Genomic DNA, 14,897 nt, shown 5'->3' with positions numbered 1-14,897 from the left:
AAGACGGTAGGGCAAGGGAGGACTTCCTGCTATAGCGAGGAGCTGATTCCGTCGAAAGATTGATTGGTTCAGACCTTGATGTGGGTGGGAGCCTCAACTAGCGTGCGTGCTCGGCCAGTTGGCCACTTTCACATCGACAGACCGATAGACGGGGATTCCGTATGACCAAGCGGAACGTACTTGCCGCCACGGGGATTGCTGCCGCACTGCTCATGGGCGGATTGTCGGGAACTGCTCCCGCGCAGGCGGCAGAGGCTACAGACGTGCCACATATTGCCTGCAAAACGTGGAAGTCAGGCAGCGGGACGAAGGCCAACGGCAACTGCCGGGGCACCGCGACGGCCAATGCCTACCGGACGGTGGCGACCTGTCTGCGCGGGAACGGCACCGGGACCTTCACCAAGCGGAGCACATGGGAGGTGGTGGGACGCCCCGCGTACGTCACGGCGAACTGTGGAGCGAAGGTCCTGACGATGGAGGTGGAGTTCAAGAACAACGAGCGCCCCTACCCGCTCTGCCTCGTCCGCAAGACATCGAGCAAGGCCGCGTCCGCCAGCTGCAGGAACATTAGGGACAGGAAAGTCCGGGCTCGCGTCACGTGCAAAAAGGGAAACCACAAGTGGACTGTGCGTGGACCATGGAAAAAGTCTGCGAACTCAGTGGCGAAGTGCGGCAGCGGCGGGAAACTGAAGGGCTACGTCGAGCTGGAGATAAGTAAGCGCGGAGTGTAGCTCCACGTTCAGGCGGGCCGCTTTCCGGTGCAGGGGAAAGCGGTCCGCGCCGTATTCTGCGAAGTCGTCAGTCGACCGGCCTCTTCAGGCGCGCCACGAACTTGTACCGGTCGCCGCGGTACACCGAACGTACCCATTCCACCGGCTGTCCCGAGCCGTCCCGGGAGTGCCGCGACAGGAGCAGCATCGGCAGGCCGACGTCGGTGCCGAGCAGGCCCGCCTCGCGCGGGGTGGCGAGCGAGGTCTCGATGGTCTCCTCGGCCTCCGCGAGATGCACGTCGTACACCTCGGCGAGCGCCGTGTACAGCGAGGTGTACTTGACCAGGGAGCGGCGCAGGGCCGGGAAGCGCTTCGCCGACAGGTGCGTGGTCTCGATGGCCATCGCCTCGCCGTTGGCGAGCCGGAGCCGCTCGATGCGCAGCACGCGGCCGCCCGCGCTGATGTCGAGCAGGCCGGCGAGGGTGTCGTCGGCGGTGATGTAGCCGATGTCGAGGAGCTGCGAGGTCGGCTCCAGGCCCTGGGCCCGCATGTCCTCGGTGTACGAGGTGAGTTGGAGGGCCTGCGACACCTTGGGCTTGGCGACGAAGGTGCCCTTGCCCTGGATGCGCTCCAGGCGCCCCTCGACGACCAGCTCCTGCAGCGCCTGGCGCACGGTCGTGCGGGAGGTGTCGAACTCGGCGGCGAGCGTGCGCTCCGGCGGGACGGGGGTGCCGGGCGGCAGCGTCTCGGTCATGTCCAGGAGGTGCCGCTTGAGGCGGTAGTACTTGGGCACGCGCGCGGTGCGGCCGACGCCGGTGCCCTCCGCGGGCACGCCCACATCGGCCCCTGTGCTGCCCGCTTCGGTGCCCATGATTGACCTTCCCGGCTCCTGTGCTGCTGCCGTCACCGGCTCCTCCGTCTGTCGCGGCTCACATCGTGGCACGTACCGGGCCATGGGGGCGCCCCCTGGTCGAGCGAAGTCGAGAGCTTGGGGGAAGACTCTGCCTGCTCAGGTGTCGGTCCGATAACGGACGCGACAGCCCTTCTTATACACCCTTGACACCCCTAAAGGTCTAGGCCAAGCTCCCCGTACTGGTCTACACCATTAAAGACCAGGTTCCAGTCCCACGGGCAGATCTCGGTCCATTAGGTCGCTGCGGGTGGGGGGTTGACTGGCATCCCTTGAGGAGGGTGACGTGAAGCGCAAGCTCATAGCGGCCATCGGTGTCGCGGGCATGTTGATCTCGGTCGCGGCCTGCGGCAGTGACGACGAGGACAAGAAGTCCGGTGGGGCGGACGGCTTCAAGGGCGAGACGCTGACGCTCTGGGCGATGGACGGTTCCACGCCGGACACGTGGCAGAAGGATCTCCAGGCGGCCTTCGAGAAGAAGACCGGCGCCACGCTGAAGATCGAGGTGCAGAAGTGGGACGGCATCCAGGAGAAGCTGACCACGGCCCTCTCTGAGGAGAACCCGCCCGACGTCTTCGAGATCGGTAACACGATGACGTCCGCCTACGCCAAGAGCGGTGGTCTCGCCGACCTCAGCGATCTGAAGTCCTCGATCGGCTCCGACTGGACCAAGTCCATCAACGCCTCCTCGGTGATCGACGGCAAGCAGTACGCCGCCCCGTGGTTCGTCCTCAACCGCGTCGTGGTCTACAACAAGAAGATCTGGGCGGACGCCGGCATCAAGGGCACCCCCAAGACGCGCGACGAGTTCTACGCCGACCTGAAGAAGATCGGCTCCAAGACCGACGCCGAGCCGATCTACCTGCCCGGCCAGAACTGGTACCACTTCGTCGGCCTGACCATCGGCGAGGGCGCCGAACTGGTCAAGAAGGACGGCGACAAGTACGTCTCCAACCTCTCCGACCCCAAGGTCGCCAAGGCCATGGAGACGTACAAGAAGTTCGCGGCTCTGTCCAAGGCACCCAAGGACAAGGACGAGGCCACCCCGCAGCAGGGGGAGATCTTCGGCAAGGGCAAGACCGGCGCCTTCATCGGTATGGGCTGGGAGGCCGGTACCGCGATCAAGGCCAGCAAGGACAAGAACTTCGCGAAGGACGTCGGCTACTTCACCATCCCCGGCGCCACGGCCGCCAAGCCCGAGGGCGTCTTCCTCGGCGGCTCGAACCTCGCCGTCGCCGCGACCAGCAAGAAGCAGGAGCTCGCCAAGGAGTTCCTCAAGCTGGCGCTCTCCGACAAGTTCGAGGGCCAGCTCGCCAAGGAAGGCAGCGTCATCCCGAACAAGGAGTCGCTGAAGTCCAACCTCAAGGGCAACCCGGCCGCGGAGGCCATGGCTCCCGCCACGGCCGGCGGCGGCACGACCCCGCTGATCCCGGAGTGGGCCGCGGTGGAGAACGCGCCGAACCCGGTCAAGGGCTATATGACCGCGGTGCTGAACGGCAAGTCTCCGGCGGATGCCGCCAAGCAGGTCGAAGGCGAGTTCAACAAGCGTCTGTCGCAGAAGCAGTAAGGGCGCGCTTGTGCCGGGGACGGCGGGCCCGCCACGCCCGCCGCCCCCGGCGCGCCCCTGCGTCTTGTCAGGCCAACGAGAGAGATGGCGAGCATGACCGTGCAGACCGAACGGCCGCCCTCCGGCCCGACGGAGGTACTGAAAACGGATGGGGGCGGGCCGCGGGGGCCACGTGCATCCCGCAGAGCCGGAGCCTTCGCGCCCTATCTGCTCCTGCTTCCGGCAGTCGCGGCCACGCTGCTGCTGCTGGGCTGGCCGCTGCTCAACAACGGGCTGCTGTCGTTCCAGAACCTCAACATGAGGCAGTTCATTCTGCATCTCACCGAGTGGAACGGCATCGACAACTTCAAGGAGGTCCTCACCGGTGAGGACTTCTGGCGGGTCACCGGACGCTCGATCGTCTTCACCGCGGCCAACGTCGTACTGATCATGTTGCTCGGCACCCTGACCGGGCTGCTGCTCACTCGCCTCAGCAAGCGGATGCGGACGTTCCTGCTGGTGGGCCTCGTACTCGCGTGGGCGATGCCGGTCATCGCGGCGACCACCGTCTATCAGTGGCTTTTCGCGCAGCGTTTCGGTGTCGTCAACTGGGTGCTCGCCAAGGCCGGCTTCGACTCGATGGCCGACTACAACTGGACCGGCAGCCAGTACTCCACGTTCTTCGTGGTGCTCGTCCTGATCGTCTGGCAGTCGATCCCCTTCGTGGCGATCAACCTGTACGCCGCCACGACCACCATCCCCAAGGAACTGTACGAGGCCGCCTCCCTTGACGGGGCCAGCGCCTGGAAGCAGTTCACCCAGGTCACGCTTCCCTTTCTGCGGCCCTTCCTCTACGCGACGACGTTCCTGGAAGTCATCTGGGTCTTCAAGGCGTTCGCGCAGGTCTTCGCGCTCAACGAAGGCGGCCCCGACCGGCTCACCGAGATCCTGCCCGTCTACGCGTACATCGAAGGCATCGGCAACCAGCACTTCGGCATGGGCGCGGCGATCTCCCTGCTCACCATCCTCGTGCTGCTCGGCGTGACCTCGTTCTACCTGCGGATCGTGCTCAAGCAATCGGAGGACGAGCTGTGAAGCGCTCACTCTTCGGCCGGATCTGGCCCAACGCCACGGCGGTCATCCTCTTCATCGGGTTCGTCTTCCCCGTCTACTGGATGTTCGCCACGGCCCTCAAGCCGACCGGCGACATCATCAGCGAGGACCCGGTCTGGTTCCCCACGGACGCCACTTTCCAGCACTTCAAGACGGCCGTCGACGCGCCCAACTTCTGGAGCCTGGTGGCCAACTCGGTCACCGTCACCGTCTGCGCGGTGCTCCTCTCGATGGTGCTCGGTCTCGCCTCTGCCTTCGCGCTCGCCCGGATGCGGTTCAAGGGGCGCCGCAGTTTCATCATCGGCTTCATGCTCGCGCAGATGGCGCCCTGGGAAGTCATGGTCATCGCGGTCTACATGATCGTGCGCGACGCGGACATGTTGAACAGTCTGGTGCCGCTGACCCTGTTCTACATGGTGATGATCCTGCCCTTCACGCTCCTGACGCTGCGCGGGTTCGTGGCCGCGGTGCCCAGGGAGCTCGAGGAGTCGGCCATGGTCGACGGCTGCTCCCGGATACAGGCTTTCCGCAAGGTGATCCTCCCGCTGCTCGCGCCCGGTCTGATGTCGACGTCGCTCTTCGGTTTCATCACCGCCTGGAACGAGTTCCCGCTGGTCCTCGTACTCAACAAGGATGCCGACGCCCAGACCCTGCCCGTGTGGCTCCGCGGCTTCCGGTCTGTCTACGGCGACGACTGGGGCGCCATCATGGCCGCTTCCTCCCTCTTCGCCATCCCGATCCTCATCCTCTTCGTCTTCCTGCAGCGCAGGGCCGTCAGCGGCCTGACCGACGGCGCAGTGAAGGGATAGCTCCGCACATGACGACACTCACGCACGCCGGTGACACCCTCACCCGCAACGCCCTCGCCGTCCTGCAGCCCGGCTTCGACGGCACCACCGCCGCCCCGGACTGGCTGCGCCGCCGGATCGGCGAAGGCCTCGCCTCCGTCAGCCTGTTCGGCCGCAACGTGCAGACCGCCGAGCAGGTGGCCGCCCTCACCGCGCAGCTGCGGGCCGAGCGCGACGACCTCCTGATCGCCATCGACGAGGAGAGCGGCGACGTCACCCGCCTGGAGGTGCGCACGGGCTCCTCCTACCCGGGCAACCACGCGCTCGGCGCCGTCGACGACACCGCGCTCACCCGCGAGGTGGCCGCCGACCTCGGCCGCCGCCTGGCCGCCTGCGGCGTCAACCTCAACTGGGCGCCCTCGGCCGACGTCAACGCCAACCCCGACAACCCCGTCATCGGCGTACGTTCCTTCGGCACGGACCCCGAACTGGTCGCCCGGCACACGGCCGCCTACGTCGAGGGCATGCAGTCCTCCGGCGTCGCCACCTCCGCCAAGCACTTCCCGGGCCACGGCGACACGGCGATCGACTCGCACCACTCCGTGCCGGTCATCGACGTCGACCGGGACGTCCTTAACTCCCGTGACCTGGCGCCGTTCCGCGCGGCGATCGCCGTGGGCACGCGGGCCGTGATGAGCGCCCATGTCCTGGCCCCGGCCCTGGACCCGGACAACCCCGGAACCCTCTCCCGCCGCATCCTGACCGGCCTGCTCCGCGAGGAGTTCGGCTACGAGGGGCTCATCGTCACCGACGGCATGGACATGCAGGCGATCGCCGGTACGTACGGCTTCGAGCGCGGCTGTGTCCTCGCCGTCGCCGCCGGCGCCGACGCGATCTGCACGGGCGGCGGCCCCTCGGACGAGGGGACCGTGCTGCGGCTGCGGGACGCCTTCGTCGCCGCGGTGCGCTCGGGCGAACTGCCCGAGGAGCGGCTCGCCGAGGCGGCCGACCGCGTGCGCGCCCTGGCGGGCTGGACCTCGGTGTCGGGCGCGACCGATCTCTCGGGGGGCGTGCCCGACACCGGGATCGGACTGGTCGCGGCCCGCCGCGCCCTGACGGTCACCCGCGGCGCCACCTACGCGGCCCCGGTCAGCGAGGCCCCCTACGTCGCCACCTTCTCCCCGGTCCCGAACATCGCGGTCGGCGACGAGACCCCCTGGGGCGTGACCGCCGAGCTGGCACGCCGCTTCCCCGGCACGACGTCGGGCACCTTCTCCGGCGACGGTTCGGGCGACCGGGCCCTCGCGGCGGCGGGGGAGCGCCGCATCGTGGCCGTGGTCCGCGACGCCCACCGTCACGGGTGGATGGCCGATGCCCTGACCACGCTCGTCTCGGCCCGCCCTGACACGGTCGTCGTCGAGATGGGCGTCCCGCAGTCCGCCCCCACCGGCGCGATCCACATCGCCACGCGGGGCGCGTCGCGCGTGTGCGGCGAGGCGGCGGCGGAAGCCGTCACGGGAGCCTGACGCACGAGCCGCACCGGGCAAACCGGCAAACCGGCAAACCAGTAAGACAAAGGGGCGCCCCCGAGCAGGGGCGCCCCTTTCGTATCCGAAGCCGTATCCGATCCGAACCCGTAGCCGAACTCGCTTACAGACCCTGCCAGTCGGGCTTGTCCGCGTACGTGTGCCGGAAGTAGTCCGCCAGCTTCAGCTTGGAGGCGGCGGCCTCGTCCACGACGACCGTGGCGTGCGGGTGCAGCTGCAGCGCGGAGGCGGGCACGACCGAGGCGACAGGACCCTCGACCGTCGCGGCCACCGCGTCCGCCTTGCCCTCCCCCGTGGCGAGCAGCACCAGGTGCCGCGCCTCCAGGATCGTCCCGATCCCCTGGGTGATCACGTGGTGGGGGACCTGGTCGATGTCCCCGTCGAAGAAGCGCGCGTTGTCCACCCGCGTCTGCTCCGTCAGCGTCTTGATCCGCGTACGCGAAGCGAGCGACGAGCACGGCTCGTTGAACCCGATGTGCCCGTCCGTGCCGATCCCCAGCAGCTGGAGGTCGACGCCCCCCGCCTCGGCGAGCGCCTTGTCGTACGCCACGCACGCCGCCTGCACGTCCTCGGCACTGCCGTCCGGACCCATGAAGGAGGCCTCGCTCAGCCCGAGCGGCTCGACGACCTCACGCAGGACGACGGAGCGGTACGACTCGGGGTGTCCCGTGGGCAGCCCCACGTACTCGTCGAGCTGGCAGATGCGCGCACGCGAGGCGTCCACGGAACCGGCGGCGACCTTGGCGGCCAGCGCTTCGTAGATGGGCAGCGGGGTGGACCCGGTGGCGACACCGAGCAGGGCGTCAGGCTTACGGCGCACCAGGGCGGCCATGGCCTCCGCGATGAGCTCGCCGCCTGCCTTGGCGTCCGGGACGATGACAACTTCCACGCTGGGCCTGCCGATCTGGAGAGGGTGGACTGCGGGAGGAGTGAGGGGGACTCCCAAGGACTGGTGGTATAGACCAATCTAGCAGAGCTGTGCCGCCAGAACGGTCGATTCCTCCAGTCCATGCTCGGCCCTCCCCACCGCCTCCGCCCGTCGAACCATTCCCGTCGGACAGCACCCCCCGCGCGGGCCGGGCCCGGCTCCGCGTGACCGGCCTCTCCGGCCGCCGCCGTCACACCCCAAGCACCGACCCGCCCGTCGCGTCGATGTACTGCCCGGTGATCCAGCGGGCGTCGTCCGAGGAGACGAAGGCGACGATGTCCGCCACGTCGGCGGGCTGTCCTATCCGGTTGAAGGCCGAGTACCCCGCCATCTCCGCCTGCTGTCCTCCGGGGAGCCCGTCCATCATTTCCGTCTGGATGATCCCCGGCGCCACCGCGTTGACCGTGATCCCACGCGGGCCCAGTTCCTGCGCCAGCGTGTGGGTGAAGACGTTCACCGCGCCCTTCGTCATCGAGTACGCGATGGTGATCGGGAAGGCGATCCGGGTGACACCGGAGGAGATGTTGATGATCCGGCCGCCGTCGCGCAGCCGGCCGAGCCCCTTCTGCGTGACGAAGAAGAGTGCCTTGGCGTTGACCGCGAACACCCGGTCGTAATCCTCCTCCTGGACCTCTCCCACCTGGCTGTACAGGCCGATGCCCGCGTTGTTCACCAGGATGTCCAGGCCGTCCGCGTGCCGGTCGAACTCCGACCAGAGCGCCTCGGCGTCGCCGGGCACCCCCAGCTCCGCGCCGATCGCGAAGGCGGACCCGCCCGCCGCCTCGATCGTGGCGACCGTCTCCTTCGCGGCCACCTCATTGCTGCCGTAGTGCACGGCCACCCGTGCACCGTCCCGCCCGAGCCGCTCGGCGATACCTCGACCGATGCCCCGGCTCCCGCCCGTGACCAGCGCCGTCTTCCCCGCAAGCCTGCCCGTAGACGCACTCATGTCAGGCGCCCCCTCTTTCTCTAGTGGTCGCTACAGAAAAGACCGTACCCGACCCCGGCACCATTTACTAGCGCCCGCTATACAATTCACTCCATGGCGACGAAACAGCGCGGCCGCCCCCGCTCCTTCGACCGCGACACGGCGTTGGAGCAGGCGATCCGCGCCTTCTGGGAGCATGGGTACGAGGGGACCTCGGTCTCCGATCTGACGCGCGTCATGGGGATCGGCGCGCCCAGCCTCTACGCCGCCTTCGGCGACAAGCGCAGCCTCTTCGACGAGGTCGTGGTGCGGTACCGCCTCACTCACGGGTCCTTCGGTGGCCGTGCCTTCGACGAGGAGCCGACGGCGCGCGGCGCCGTGTCACGGATGCTGCGCGAGGCCGCGGCCGAGTTCACCGACCCGAGCCATCCCCGCGGCTGCCTCGTCATCTCGGCGGCCGCCAACTGCACGACGCCGGAGGTGGAGGAGGCCCTGCGCGAGCGGCGGAACGCCAATGTGGCGGGCATCGAGTCCCGTATCCGCGCGGCCGTCGCGGCGGGGGAACTGCCCGGCGACACCGACCCCGCCGCCCTCGCCCGTTACACGGCGGCCGTCTTTCAGGGGATGTCGCAGCAGGCCAGGGACGGCGCCACCAGAGCCGACCTCGAAGCGGTGGCCGATCTCGCCATGCAGGCGTGGCCGCAGGCGCAGACCCCGGTGGAGAATGGGGCCTGAGCGTCGGATCCGGTCGAGTCCGCGCCTCACCCACGCGTCGGAGAAAGAGACAACGACAAACATCTGTAGACGCGTAGACATGGGAGAATGGTCTAGTCCACAATGCGTGGGTAAAGCCTCCGCTCTTCCCGCACAGGAGAGCGGATCGAGGAACCGGCGCTCTCTGCCCTGACCGCGTCGGATCCTCCCGATCGGCTGTTCAGTACCGCACATTCTGGCGGCCGATGCACCTGAAGGGCTGCGGTGCCGTGGGCGGGTTGAGGGTCCCGCCCTGGCGCCGCGGCTCGTCGGGAACGCCGGAGCCCGCCCGCCTCGCCCGGTCTCCCGCCGGGAACTCCACGGAGCGGACCCGCCGGAAGCGAAAGGTACGCTCGCACACGTGCCCTCCATGAACGACCTCGTACGCCAGCACACCGCCCTCGGCGACTCCGCCCTCGAGTGGCTGCACCTGCTGGTCTCGGAGTGGCAGCTGCTCTCCGACCTCTCCTTCGCCGACCTGGTGCTCTGGGTCCCCACGCGCGACGGGACCCGCTACGTCTCCGTGGCGCAGATGCGGCCCAACACCGGCCCCACCTCCTACCACGACGACATGGTCGGCCACCTCGTGCCGCGCGGCCGCCGGCCTCTCCTCGACGCCGCCCTGGACGAGGGGCGCATCGTGCGCGAGGGCGACCCGGAGTGGCGCGAAGAGGTCCCGGTGCGCGTCGAGTCCATTCCCGTACGCTGGGAAGGGCGCGTCCTGGGCGTCATCGCCCGCAACACCAACCTGCTGACCGTGCGCACACCGTCGCGGCTGGAGCTGACCTACCTCCAGTCGGCATCCGATCTCGCGCAGATGATCGCCGCAGGATCGTTCCCCTTCCCGGGGCAGCAGGTCGACATGGACGCCTCCCCGCGCGTGGGCGACGGTCTGGTGCGTCTCGACGCCGACGGCGTCGTGCAGTACGCGTCGCCGAACGCCCTCTCCGCGTACCACCGTCTCGGCCTCGCGTCCGATCTCGTCGGCCACCACCTCGGCACCGCGACGGCCGAACTCGCCCCGTCCCGCGGCCCGGTGGACGAGGCCCTGGCCAAGCTCGCGAGCGGCTGGGCGCCGCGCGAGTTCGAGATCGAGGGCGGCGACGGCGTGATCCAGCTGCGCGCGATCCCGCTCAAGCCCAAGGGCCCCCGCATCGGATCGCTCGTCCTCCTGCGGGACGTCACCGAACTCCGCCGCCGCGAGCGGGAGTTGATCACCAAGGACGCCACCATCCGGGAGATCCACCACCGGGTGAAGAACAACCTCCAGACGGTCGCCGCGCTGTTGCGCCTGCAGGCCCGCCGCATCGACTCCGCCACGGGCCGCGAGGCCCTGGAGGAGGCGGTGCGCCGGGTGGGCTCCATCGCCATCGTCCACGAGACGCTCTCCCAGAACCTGGACGAGCGCGTGGAGTTCGACGAGATCGCCGACCGCGTGCTCGCGATGGTCGCCGAGATCTCACCCGGCAAGGTCACGGGCCGGCGCACAGGCCGCTTCGGGATCCTCGACGCGGAGGTCGCGACGCCGCTGTCGATGGTGCTCACGGAAATCCTGCAGAACGCGCTCGAGCACGGCTTCCGCGAGGGGGACACCGGCACGGTCGAGGTGTCCGCCGTGCGGGGCGGCACCACCAAGGAAGCGCGACTGCTGATCACGGTCCAGGACGACGGCGTCGGACTTCCCGAGGGCTTCGACCCGCACCGCTCGGGCAATCTCGGCCTGCAGATCGTCCGCACGCTCGTCGAGGGCGAGTTGGGCGGCACCTTCGACATGGTCCGTGCACCGGAGCGCGGCACGCAGGTCGTCCTCGACATTCCGGTCCGCGGCGACAAGTAGCAGCGGCAAACGGCCGGGCGGGCGCCGGCGGCCGGACAGACGAAAGCAGTGAGCCCCGGACCCATGGGTCCGGGGCTCACTGCTCACGTTGCGATGCGCATCGGGGGTACTGCGCGGCTGCGGCTCGGGGGCGGGAGTTGCGTACTCGCTGTACGCGCCGCCAAGCTCAGGCTCGTGGGGGGCGTGAACGTCAGGCGCTGGCCTGGCGTGCACGGTTGCGAGCGGCGCGGCGCTTCATTGCGCGGCGCTCGTCCTCGCTGAGGCCACCCCAGACGCCGGAGTCCTGGCCGGACTCGAGCGCCCACTGCAGGCACTGCTCCATGACGGGGCAGCGGCGGCAGACGGCCTTGGCTTCCTCGATCTGCAGCAGCGCAGGACCGGTGTTGCCGATGGGGAAGAAGAGCTCGGGGTCTTCCTCGCGGCAAACGGCGTTGTGACGCCAGTCCATGGCTGCTACCTCTCCTTGGTATTACATGCAGGTTGCTTGTGAATGTGAACGCTTTCACGAATCCCCCCGCACGGGAAGGGCCGACGCCCAGTTGCCTGGTGTGGACCTGTGGTGGAGGAGGGGTTCTGGCTCTCTGTGGGGCCGATGTTGCGGGCCGTCCCGATCGCCATGTAGAGATTCGCAAACCTCGGCGGCGGATACAACCCCTTCAGGAAAGTTTTTTTTGATTCCTCAGTGTCGGCTGGGTCACAGCCGTACTTCTATGGGGTGGACCCTGGCCTAAACGTTCGAGTGAAAGGACTTTAGGCCCTTCTACTCACACAATCACACGCAGTGCACGGCGTACGCCTGTGAACGTCACGCTCGTCCGCAGCCCCAAGTGGTCGCCGTCCATCTGGAGGGGCAGGGGCACCTTCGATTGCAAGGTGAAGTCCGTGAGGTCGTGGAGCGTAACCGCGTGCTTACCGTGCGGTCCGCGATCCGGCGTCGACGTCAGCAGCTGAGTGCCGTAACGCGCCACCGCCGCAGTGGAGAGCTTCTTCAGGCCGAGGACGTCCAGACCCGTGTCGAAGGAGGCCTGCGGGGAGGCGTACAGGGGGCGATTGCCCAGGTAGGAGTAGGGCGAGGTGTTGCAGACTATCGACATCACCAGGTCGGTCACCGGGTCCTCGCCGGGCCGCTCCAGGGTGATCATTCCGTGCCTGCGGTGCGGCTCGTCGATGAACTGACGGAGCACCTGGCGCACATAAAGGGCGTGTGTCGAGCGGCGGCCGAGTTCGCGCTGCTGTTCGACCCTGCCGACGACACCGCCGTCGAAACCGAGGCCCGCACAGAACGTGAACCAGCGCGAGGGCACGGCTTCGTCCTCCGTGCCGGGTGTGCCGCCCGCGATGCCCAGGCCCACCGTGCGCTCACTTCCCTCGCGCAGGGCGTCCAGGAGGGCGCCGGTGGCCTCCACGGCGTCGTTCGGCAGCCCCAGGGCCCGCGCGAAGACGTTGGTGGAGCCGCCGGGGACGACGGCCAGGCGGGGCAGGCGGTCCGGATCGGGGCCGTGGTGCAGCAGTCCGTTGACGACTTCGTTGACGGTGCCGTCGCCGCCGAGTGCGACCACCAGCTCGATGTCCTTGCTCTCCGCGGCCTGCCGGCCGAGGTCTCTGGCGTGCCCGCGGTACTCCGTGGTGACCGCGTCGAGCTTCATCTCGCTCGCCAGGGCGTGGACCAGCACATCACGCGTACGCGCACTGGTGGTGGTTGCCGCCGGGTTGACCACGAGGAGTGCACGCATGCGCAGCAGACTACCTAGCCGTCTTTACCCGGCCTAGACCGAGGTGCCGGGGCGAGGGCACCCGGAGCTACCCTGCTGGGGTGAGTACTGAGCGGAAAACCACCCCCGAAACCCCGGAGTCGCCCGAGCCGGGCCCCCGACCCGCGCGGGTGACCGCCGCCGCAGCCCTGGTCGCACTGGAGGGTCTCGCCCTCCTCGCCGGGGGCGTGTACATGCTTGCGATGGGTCTCGCGGGATCGCCCGACGACGCCCGGCAGGCCGAGACGGGCGGCATCACGCTGATCGTCCTCGCGCTGCTTCCGCTGCTCGCCGCACGCGGACTGATGAAGCTGCGCCGCTGGAGCCGCGGGCCCGCGATCATCACGCAGATCATGGCGCTTCCGGTGGCCTGGCAGATGCTGCAGGCCGACAGCGTGGCGATCCCGGCCGGCATCGTCCTGGCCATCGCGGCCGTCGCCTCGCTCGTGCTCCTGATCAATCCGGCGACGACCGAGGCCCTCGGCATCCAGGGCCCCGGCAACGTTCAGGATCAGAAGTAGCGGGTACGCGCCCAGTAGAGGAAGTGACCGCGGGGAGCGCCCCTGCGGGAGCGGTTACAAGGAGTGACCACCCGAGGGTGACTACTGCGACTGCCCGAGGGCGACTACGGGGAGTGACTACTCCTCGACCAACAGCTTTTCCCGCAGCTGCGCGAGCGTCCGCGCCAGCAGGCGGGAGACGTGCATCTGGGAGATGCCGACCTCCTGCGCGATCTGCGACTGGGTCATGTTGCCGAAGAAGCGCAGCAGCAGGATGCGCTTCTCGCGCGGGGGCAGGTCCTCCAGGAGGGGCTTGAGCGACTCGCGGTACTCGACGCCCTCCAGGGCCTCGTCCTCGGCGCCCAGGGTGTCCGCGACGGCCGGCGACTCGTCGTCCGTGTCGGGGACGTCCAGGGACAGGGTGGAGTAGGCGTTGGCCGACTCCAGGCCCTCCAGGACCTCCTCTTCGGAGATGGCCAGTTTCTCGGCCAGCTCGTGCACGGTGGGGGAGCGGCCGTGCAGCTGCGACAGCTCGGCCGTCGCCGTCGTCAGCGCGAGACGCAGCTCCTGAAGGCGCCGCGGGACACGGACGGCCCACCCCTTGTCGCGGAAGTGCCGCTTGATCTCGCCGACGACTGTCGGTGTCGCGTACGTGGAGAACTCCACGCCGCGCTCCGGGTCGAAGCGGTCCACGGACTTGATCAGCCCGATCGTGGCGACCTGGGTGAGGTCGTCGAGGGGCTCGCCGCGGTTGCGGAAGCGGCGGGCCAGGTGCTCGACGAGCGGCAGGTGCATGCGGACCAGCCTGTTGCGCAGCTCGGCGTACTCCGGACTGCCGTCCGCCAGGGAACGCAGTTCGATGAACATCGCGCGTGCGCCGCTGCGGTCCTGTGGATCGTGCCGGCTGTGCTCGTGCTCGCTCATGTTTCCCACCCGTCGCCCGCCGCCCCGGCCGGAGAGCCGCTTGAACTCGTCCTTGGCGGTCGGCTCTGCCTGCTCCGACACATCGGCCACCCTGAGCGGAACCGGGCCCGGTTCCTCAGGGTGCGGTTTGGCCTGCTGCTCGGGGATTCCGGTGGTCATGCGGCGCGTCCCCTCCCTGCCGCCGGCGGGTGGACCCTGTGTGCCGCGCTCTTCGTCCCGCACCGGCCCGTCCCCGTTCCTCACGCCGGCCCGGGTCCCGCGCCGCGCTTCTTGTAGAGACTGATCGAGACGGTGTTGTCCTCGGCGACGGTGGAGTCGACCTGGCCCGCGAGGGCCGACAGCACAGTCCAGGCGAAGGTGTCCCGCTCCGGGGCCCGGCCGTCGGTCGTGGGCGCCGAGACCGTCACCTCCAACGAGTCGTCGACGAGGCGGAAGACGCAGCTGAGCACGGAGCCGGGCACGGCCTGCTGGAGCAGGATCGCGCAGGCTTCGTCGACCGCGATACGGAGGTCCTCGATCTCGTCGAGAGTGAAGTCCAAACGCGCCGCGAGGCCGGCGGTCGCCGTCCGCAGCACAGACAGGTAGGCACCCGCAGCCGGAAGACGGACCTCTACGAAGTCCTGATTCCCGGGCTCGCCTGCGATCTGGGACACCCTCACCTC

At 68.8% G+C, this 14,897-nt stretch carries 15 protein-coding genes; 8 read left to right on the top strand and 7 right to left on the bottom strand.

The genetic code is table 11. The features are described from left to right. The first annotated feature begins 161 nt into the window (after positions 1-161). Positions 162-731: a hypothetical protein gene (locus tag ACFVYL_RS13560; protein WP_389715227.1), complete on the top strand. Its 570-nt coding sequence runs from the start codon at positions 162-164 to the stop codon at positions 729-731. Between the two features lie 67 nt (positions 732-798). Here ACFVYL_RS13560 and ACFVYL_RS13555 read toward each other — a convergent pair whose 3' ends face one another. Then, positions 799-1,581 carry a GntR family transcriptional regulator gene (locus ACFVYL_RS13555; protein WP_389715225.1) on the bottom strand — a complete coding sequence of 261 codons (783 nt, stop codon included), beginning with the start codon at positions 1,579-1,581 and terminating at the stop codon, positions 799-801. Positions 1,582-1,906: 325 nt separating this feature from the next. On the opposite strand from ACFVYL_RS13555, the gene ACFVYL_RS13550 reads away from it, so the two are divergent. From ACFVYL_RS13550 to ACFVYL_RS13535, 4 genes are all read left to right on the top strand, one after another. Beyond that, a complete protein-coding gene (locus tag ACFVYL_RS13550; RefSeq protein ID WP_389715224.1) occupies positions 1,907-3,187 on the top strand; it encodes an extracellular solute-binding protein in 1,281 nt (426 codons plus the stop codon). A gap of 93 nt (positions 3,188-3,280) precedes the next feature. Continuing rightward, positions 3,281-4,261 (top strand): carbohydrate ABC transporter permease, encoded by a 981-nt coding sequence (locus ACFVYL_RS13545; protein ID WP_389715223.1) that lies wholly within the window; start codon positions 3,281-3,283, stop codon positions 4,259-4,261. After that, complete coding sequence (locus ACFVYL_RS13540) at positions 4,258-5,088, top strand: carbohydrate ABC transporter permease (RefSeq protein ID WP_389715221.1); 831 nt, start codon at positions 4,258-4,260, stop codon at positions 5,086-5,088. The genes ACFVYL_RS13545 and ACFVYL_RS13540 overlap by 4 nt, the downstream gene beginning before the upstream one ends. Before the next feature lie 8 nt (positions 5,089-5,096). After that, positions 5,097-6,593 carry a glycoside hydrolase family 3 protein gene (locus ACFVYL_RS13535; protein WP_389715219.1) on the top strand — a complete coding sequence of 499 codons (1,497 nt, stop codon included), beginning with the start codon at positions 5,097-5,099 and terminating at the stop codon, positions 6,591-6,593. A 124-nt stretch (positions 6,594-6,717) separates the two neighbouring features. Here the strand turns inward: ACFVYL_RS13535 and nagB are convergent, their stop codons facing one another. Then, on the bottom strand, positions 6,718-7,503 hold the full coding sequence (nagB, locus tag ACFVYL_RS13530) for a glucosamine-6-phosphate deaminase (RefSeq protein ID WP_389715217.1): 786 nt from the start codon (positions 7,501-7,503) through the stop codon (positions 6,718-6,720). Between the two features lie 229 nt (positions 7,504-7,732). Next, positions 7,733-8,491: an SDR family oxidoreductase gene (locus ACFVYL_RS13525; protein ID WP_389715216.1), complete on the bottom strand. Its 759-nt coding sequence runs from the start codon at positions 8,489-8,491 to the stop codon at positions 7,733-7,735. 93 nt (positions 8,492-8,584) lie between these two features. Between ACFVYL_RS13525 and ACFVYL_RS13520 the strand changes: the two genes are divergently transcribed. Both ACFVYL_RS13520 and ACFVYL_RS13515 read left to right on the top strand, forming a co-directional pair. After that, on the top strand, positions 8,585-9,205 hold the full coding sequence (locus tag ACFVYL_RS13520) for a TetR/AcrR family transcriptional regulator (protein ID WP_389715215.1): 621 nt from the start codon (positions 8,585-8,587) through the stop codon (positions 9,203-9,205). 388 nt (positions 9,206-9,593) lie between these two features. Beyond that, entirely contained in the window at positions 9,594-11,060 is a 1,467-nt protein-coding gene (locus ACFVYL_RS13515) for a sensor histidine kinase (RefSeq protein ID WP_389715418.1), read from the top strand. A 190-nt stretch (positions 11,061-11,250) separates the two neighbouring features. Here ACFVYL_RS13515 and ACFVYL_RS13510 read toward each other — a convergent pair whose 3' ends face one another. Continuing rightward, positions 11,251-11,508 carry a WhiB family transcriptional regulator gene (locus tag ACFVYL_RS13510; RefSeq protein ID WP_016639615.1) on the bottom strand — a complete coding sequence of 86 codons (258 nt, stop codon included), beginning with the start codon at positions 11,506-11,508 and terminating at the stop codon, positions 11,251-11,253. Between the two features lie 316 nt (positions 11,509-11,824). Next, a complete protein-coding gene (locus tag ACFVYL_RS13505; protein WP_389715214.1) occupies positions 11,825-12,793 on the bottom strand; it encodes a diacylglycerol/lipid kinase family protein in 969 nt (322 codons plus the stop codon). 80 nt (positions 12,794-12,873) lie between these two features. Between ACFVYL_RS13505 and ACFVYL_RS13500 the strand changes: the two genes are divergently transcribed. Further along, positions 12,874-13,332 carry a hypothetical protein gene (locus ACFVYL_RS13500; RefSeq protein ID WP_389715212.1) on the top strand — a complete coding sequence of 153 codons (459 nt, stop codon included), beginning with the start codon at positions 12,874-12,876 and terminating at the stop codon, positions 13,330-13,332. Positions 13,333-13,449: 117 nt separating this feature from the next. Here ACFVYL_RS13500 and ACFVYL_RS13495 read toward each other — a convergent pair whose 3' ends face one another. Both ACFVYL_RS13495 and ACFVYL_RS13490 read right to left on the bottom strand, forming a co-directional pair. After that, positions 13,450-14,478, bottom strand: coding sequence for an RNA polymerase sigma factor SigF (locus tag ACFVYL_RS13495; protein WP_389715210.1), 1,029 nt, complete (start codon positions 14,476-14,478; stop codon positions 13,450-13,452). After that, a complete protein-coding gene (locus ACFVYL_RS13490) occupies positions 14,475-14,888 on the bottom strand; it encodes an anti-sigma regulatory factor (RefSeq protein WP_030780840.1) in 414 nt (137 codons plus the stop codon). The genes ACFVYL_RS13495 and ACFVYL_RS13490 overlap by 4 nt, the downstream gene beginning before the upstream one ends. Positions 14,889-14,897: the final 9 nt, after the last annotated feature.

The organism is Streptomyces sp. NPDC058308 (assembly GCF_042880275.1).
Classification (GTDB): Bacteria; Actinomycetota; Actinomycetes; order Streptomycetales; family Streptomycetaceae; genus Streptomyces.
Note: the sequence above shows the minus strand (reverse complement) of the source record. Positions and strands in the feature narration are given on the sequence as shown.

Excerpts from the sequence above, each read along its gene's own strand:
- ACFVYL_RS13525 (WP_389715216.1), bottom strand. The coding sequence starts at position 8,491 with ATGAGTGCGTCTACGGGCAGGCTTGCGGGGAAGACGGCGCTGGTCACG.
- ACFVYL_RS13535 (WP_389715219.1), top strand. The coding sequence starts at position 5,097 with ATGACGACACTCACGCACGCCGGTGACACCCTCACCCGCAACGCCCTC.
- ACFVYL_RS13520 (WP_389715215.1), top strand. The coding sequence starts at position 8,585 with ATGGCGACGAAACAGCGCGGCCGCCCCCGCTCCTTCGACCGCGACACG.
- ACFVYL_RS13555 (WP_389715225.1), bottom strand. The coding sequence starts at position 1,581 with ATGGGCACCGAAGCGGGCAGCACAGGGGCCGATGTGGGCGTGCCCGCG.
- ACFVYL_RS13545 (WP_389715223.1), top strand. The coding sequence starts at position 3,281 with ATGACCGTGCAGACCGAACGGCCGCCCTCCGGCCCGACGGAGGTACTG.
- ACFVYL_RS13505 (WP_389715214.1), bottom strand. The coding sequence starts at position 12,793 with ATGCGTGCACTCCTCGTGGTCAACCCGGCGGCAACCACCACCAGTGCG.
- ACFVYL_RS13510 (WP_016639615.1), bottom strand. The coding sequence starts at position 11,508 with ATGGACTGGCGTCACAACGCCGTTTGCCGCGAGGAAGACCCCGAGCTC.
- ACFVYL_RS13560 (WP_389715227.1), top strand. The coding sequence starts at position 162 with ATGACCAAGCGGAACGTACTTGCCGCCACGGGGATTGCTGCCGCACTG.
- ACFVYL_RS13515 (WP_389715418.1), top strand. The coding sequence starts at position 9,594 with ATGAACGACCTCGTACGCCAGCACACCGCCCTCGGCGACTCCGCCCTC.